Raw genomic sequence first — 265 nt, 5'->3', positions numbered from 1 at the left:
ACGCCCATCGACACCCAATTGTCGCCTGCGCCGTGCACCCAATCGCGCAGATGGTCGATCGCCGCATTTGCTGCCGACGCGGCCGAGGACGCACCCCGTGCTTCGATGATCGCGGTTCCGCGCTGCGCAACGGTGGGGATCAGGGTCTCGCGGTACCAGGCCTCGTTTCCGATACGGTCGGCAAGCTTTTGGCCATCGAGTTCGGCATTCCCCCAGTCGGCAAACATCGTCGGCGAATGGTTTCCCCAGACGACGAGCTTTGTAA

The 265-nt window shown here is 63.0% G+C and carries 1 pseudogene; it reads right to left on the bottom strand.

What is annotated here, in order from left to right:
- Positions 1-265, bottom strand: a pseudogene (locus AC0IW9_RS31010) (malate dehydrogenase); the annotation flags it as partial.

The sequence above is a fragment of the Belnapia sp. AC561 genome (assembly GCF_979252845.1).
The sequence above is the reverse complement of the archived record's forward strand: the minus strand, read 5'-3'. Positions and strand labels throughout refer to the sequence as shown.